The organism is Rivularia sp. UHCC 0363, assembly GCF_034931125.1.
Taxonomy (GTDB): domain Bacteria; phylum Cyanobacteriota; class Cyanobacteriia; order Cyanobacteriales; family Nostocaceae; genus Rivularia.
In genome coordinates this window covers 23,904-27,496 of the sequence record NZ_JAYGHM010000034.1, presented here as the reverse complement: position 1 = coordinate 27,496, position 3,593 = coordinate 23,904, and the positions used below count along the sequence as shown (strand labels likewise).

Below are 3,593 nucleotides of genomic sequence, written 5' to 3'. Positions count from 1 at the left end.
ACTCCCTACTCCCTACTCCCTACTCCCTCTTCTATGAGATAATAATTGCCAATTGCAAATTGGGATTTGTCTTATGTTGGAAGATTTAGCAATTGAACGTCACAGAGCAGCTATTTTCCGTACAGACTTGTCCCGTCCGATAAGATTAGCGGTGGAATTTGAAATCATCAACACGAAGACCACGTTCTTTGATTATGGATGCGGACATGGTGGTGATTTAGAAAGATTGACAAGTATGGAAGTCGAAAGTGCGGGTTGGGACCCTTATTATAAACCTGACGCACCTTTGGTTTCTGCTGATGTAGTTAATCTTGGGTATGTTCTTAATGTTATTGAGGATACCGAAGAACGTCTTGAAAGTCTTCAAAAGGCGTGGAAATTAACTAGCAAGGTATTAATAGTTGCCGCTCAAGTATTGGTAAGTTCTATTAGCAGCAAAAATCAAGTAGCTTATGGAGATGGTGTTGTAACTAGCCGCAATACCTTCCAAAAATATTACGAACAAGGAGAACTTAAAAAATACATTGATGGTAGCTTAGAAGTTGATGCCGTACCCGTAGCGCTAGGCATTTACTTTGTGTTTCGCGATGAAGAAGAAAAAGAGAACTTTCGCGTCGAATGGTATCGTTCGGGGGTAATTGCACCGAGAATTCGTCTTGCTACTAAGAAATACGAAGACTGCAAACACGAATTGAAGCCACTGATTAAATTTTATACAAAACGCGGTAGGCTACCAGTTCCAGGAGAATTAGAGCCAGAAGTTGAAGAAAAGATACTGCTAGAATTTGCCAGTATTCGTCGGGCTTTCAAAGTGATATTGCAAGCAACAGATGAAGCCGAATGGGAAGCGATCGCCTACCGTCGTTCTTTGGATATCCAAGTTTATCTTGCTTTAGTGCAGTTTGAGGAAGAACGTCCCAGATTCTCAGAGCTACCTGAAAAAATCCGCTACGACATCAAAGCTTTTTTCGGGACATATCGCGATGCTTGTGAAGTAGCCGACCAAAAATTATTTAGTTTAGGGCAATCTCAAATTATCAAAGCAGCCTGCAAAAAAAGCAAAGTTGGTAAATGTACCCCAGCGGCTCTTTACGTCCACATTACAGCCCTTGGGGAATTAGAACCATTGCTGCGAATCTACGAAGGCTGTGCTAGTCGTGTATTTGGACGACCTGAAGAAACAACAATCGTCAAGCTTCACATTGACCAACCGCGAATATCTTACCTGTATTACCCCGACTTTGACACCGATGCTCATCCAGTATTAAAAGCCAGCATAGTAATCGACTTAAAAACATTCAGAATCGCTCGCGGTGACTACTCCAAAAGGAAAAACCCGCCTATATTGCATCGTAAAGAAACATTCGTAAATCCCAAATATCCACAGTACGAAGAATTTGTCCAACTTACCCAACAAGAAGTGGAATTAGGATTATATGAAAATCCCAGTGACATTGGTACTTATGACGGCTGGCAAAAATGTCTTGAAGATAACCGTGTAGAAATCCGAGGACACCAGGTTTATCAAATAGATGGGGAATTGGGAATTGGTAATGGGTAATGGGTAATTGATTTGTCCTAAATTCGGCGTTTTGGCATAACAATAAAATACAACTATGCCAGAATGTCGTTCATGTTTTGATCGAATAAAATTTTTCTAATGCCGGGGTGCGAGCATCGACTAATAGATTTAACCAGTTTTTGTATTGATAGTCCTTTACAAATTGGTCGATGCTTTGGTAACAAATATGTCTAAGCTCTTTTGACTGCAAACTGCGTTTACCAAAAACGAGATGTAGAATTAAGAACGATATAGGGTTACTTGCAACCATTTTCGGCACGCTGGCTAAAGAATAATTTTTGAGTATAATCAGTATCAATTGCTTTGTAAGTAGTGAGTATAGCGTACTATTTTTATTTGAATTTTATTAAATATTAAAAGCTATGGGCGGTTGGGATTGTAATACGTTGTGCGATCGCAAGCCTCAATCTAACTCGTAGCTTGATACCCGTTAACTACTGCTTCTAAACTGTATTCCGGCTTGCAGCGTGTTTGTCCCTTGGAAGCAAGAATTCCTATTTCTTGAAAAAACAAGACTTTATATAAGGAAATAGATCTATGGGGCAAGAATTCGTGGTTATTATATCCATAGTCATTATGATGATGACGGGGGTTATACTTGGCTATGTGCTTTCTCAATTAATTTTGGGCTTCTTAATGGTGAATTTGGTAACTTTTCTGGGAACCCTCAGTTTAATTATTATCTTTGGCACTCTATATTTTGTTTTATTTTGGGAATTAAAAAAGCGTCAATCGCGCTCGTGGTCAACACAACCAGCATACCCGACAGAAGAACCACACCGAGATGTAGATTTACAAAGTCAACTGTTTGCGAAAGTAGGGGATGCAGCAACAGCAAAACGTTTAGTTGAGCAACTTAAACAAAATCATCCCGGAATGTCAGAAGATTGGTATTGGCAAAGGGCGATCGCTGACTTGGATCGTGACAGAGGGCGTTAAAATAATTCGTAATTCGTAATTCGTAATACCCTTCCCTACGGGACACCTTGCGGTGAACGGGAACACAGAAAGGTGAAGGTAATTCGTAATTCGTAATTAAGTTTTGCAACGGGGATTTTACCTCGACGCAAAACGTGCTGCTTGTAGAAGCAGGGGACTTTAACCCCCAAAGTTGGTTAAAATAAACTAATAATTCCCTCACTTCCATTACCAAAACATCTACATATGGCAATAATACGTCAATACATCGCCCCGTTAATTGCGGTACTAATTTTCACTCTAGCGTTAGTAGCAGTTAGCGCTCGGATATTTTTACCTTCAGATATGGCTGCTCCTGCACCCATCGAAGAACAAGGAATTTCTAGTCTAGAATGGGAAAATGGTGCAGCACAATTTGTATCTTCAATTTCCTTTCCTAGATTCGCTGACAACGCTTAAAGTGGCTGAATTACTACCGGATTACACAGTTCGTTCAGGCTCAACTTTAGATAGAGCGCTGCTGATAAAATTCATGCAGCGCACCTACCAAGATATGTTTCCGCGACAAGATTTTTCACATTTATCGCAAACAGTCGAGCAATATCTTTCTTCAGACACCCCCTTATGGTGGGTAGAACATTCAGTAGAAAAAAAACAAATAGAAATAAAAGATATTTTCCCCAGCCGTCCAATTGGTTGCTTATGGATGGGAAACGCGATCAATCAAATTACCGGATTGCGTCACGCACACATATTTCTTCTTTACGTTGTTCCCGAACATCGGCGAAAAGGTATCGGTACAGCTTTAATGCAGTACGCCGAAAACTGGGCTAAAAACCGAGGAGACATTCAAATCGCGCTCCAAGTTTTTCAGTCAAACACCCCCGCACTCAATCTCTATAATCAACTGGGGTATCAAGCCCAATCCTTATGGATGGTCAAGCCTTTACAGTGAAAAGTTATCAATTATTAATTAGGGAATAGGGAATTGGTAATTGGTAATTGGTAATTGGGAAGGTTTATATAACTCACGAGTAATTATATAAATAATTTTGCGTTAGTACTTATTAATAACTCTTTCACAACTCCTAAC

Annotated in this window: 4 protein-coding genes; all 4 read left to right on the top strand. The window is 40.0% G+C overall.

Annotation, left to right across the window (positions count from 1 at the left end):
* Positions 1-73: 73 nt before the first annotated feature.
* The 4 genes from VB797_RS19440 to VB797_RS19425 all read left to right on the top strand — a co-directional run bounded on the left by VB797_RS19440 (position 74) and on the right by VB797_RS19425 (position 3,455).
* Positions 74-1,561: a DNA phosphorothioation-associated putative methyltransferase gene (locus VB797_RS19440; RefSeq protein ID WP_323239379.1), complete on the top strand. Its 1,488-nt coding sequence runs from the start codon at positions 74-76 to the stop codon at positions 1,559-1,561.
* Positions 1,562-2,119: 558 nt separating this feature from the next.
* On the top strand, positions 2,120-2,521 hold the full coding sequence (locus VB797_RS19435) for an ABC transporter permease (RefSeq protein ID WP_323239378.1): 402 nt from the start codon (positions 2,120-2,122) through the stop codon (positions 2,519-2,521).
* A 225-nt stretch (positions 2,522-2,746) separates the two neighbouring features.
* Entirely contained in the window at positions 2,747-2,959 is a 213-nt protein-coding gene (locus VB797_RS19430; RefSeq protein WP_323239377.1) for a hypothetical protein, read from the top strand.
* A gap of 1 nt (position 2,960) precedes the next feature.
* Positions 2,961-3,455, top strand: coding sequence for a GNAT family N-acetyltransferase (locus tag VB797_RS19425; RefSeq protein WP_323239376.1), 495 nt, complete (start codon positions 2,961-2,963; stop codon positions 3,453-3,455).
* Positions 3,456-3,593 lie beyond the last annotated feature (138 nt).